1 protein-coding gene is annotated in these 1204 nt (G+C 32.7%); it reads left to right on the top strand.

Features of this window, described 5'->3' with window-relative positions:
• Positions 1-77: 77 nt before the first annotated feature.
• On the top strand, positions 78-1204 hold a 1127-nt coding region (locus tag HG1285_RS00760), incomplete at its 3' end, for a PilT/PilU family type 4a pilus ATPase (RefSeq protein WP_008289568.1).

Here is a 1204-nt window from a genome sequence, read left to right as displayed (position 1 = left end):
AAAAGTAAGAGAAAGATTAAAAGAAGATAAAGAACTTGCTAAAGAATTGGAGGAGAAAATTTTAGAGGTTATAAATAATGGTTGATTTAGACAAGATTTTGAAATCAGCTGTAGAAAAAAAAGCTTCGGATATTCATATAAAAGTAGGTCTTCCGCCATTTTTCAGGATAAACAGAAAATTATATCCTCAAGAAGAATTTGGAAGGATTATAAATGAACAAATAATAGCTTATATAAAAAAAGTAGTTACTTCAGATGTGAAAAGGAGTGAACTTTTTAATAAAGGCGAAATAGATATGTCTTATTCAATTCCCGGAGTTAGTAGATTTAGGGTCAACATATATAAACAGAGGGGAACATTTGCCTTTGCTTTTAGAATATTGAAAACAAAAATTCCAAAAATTGAAGAGCTATTACTTCCTGTTAAATTAAAAGATATAGCATTAGAGAATAGAGGACTTGTGCTGGTTACAGGTCCTACAGGTTCAGGTAAATCAACTACTTTAGCCTCTATGATTGATTTTAGAAACGAAAATTCAAATGATGTAATTATTACAATTGAGGACCCTATTGAATATGTGTTTAGAGATAAAAAATGTTATATAGTACAAAGGGAAATAGGTCTTGACACTCAGTCATTTGCTACGGCATTAAGGGCAGCTTTAAGAGAAGACCCTGATGTTATATTAGTTGGAGAGATGAGGGATTTAGAGACAATAGAAACAGCTATCAGAGCTGCGGAAACAGGCCACCTTGTTTATTCTACACTTCATACTCAGAATGCAAAAGAAACAATAAACAGAATTATAGATATGTTCCCGTTAGAAGGTCAAAACCAGATAAGAATTTTGCTTGCATCCACTTTAAAGGCTGTGATTTCCCAGAGATTAATACCAAGAAAAGATGGAAGTGGTGTTGTGCCTGCTGTTGAGCTTCTTATAAATACAGGTGCAGTATATGATGCTATTTTAGACCCTGATAAATTTGAGATGATAGAAGACCTTATGGAAAAAGGAAAACAGCAGTACGGTATGCAGACATTTAATCAGTCACTTTTAGAACTTTATAATAAAGACTTAATAACTAAAGAAGATGCACTTGCTGCTTCTGATAATCCTGCAGATTTAGAGCTTAAAATGAAAGGTATTTCAACTGAAACAACATATGATGATACTATGGGAGGAGGACAGTTTTATGGAGGTTT

The organism is Hydrogenivirga sp. 128-5-R1-1 (genome assembly GCF_000171895.1).
This window is presented reverse-complemented; position numbering and strand designations above follow the sequence as displayed.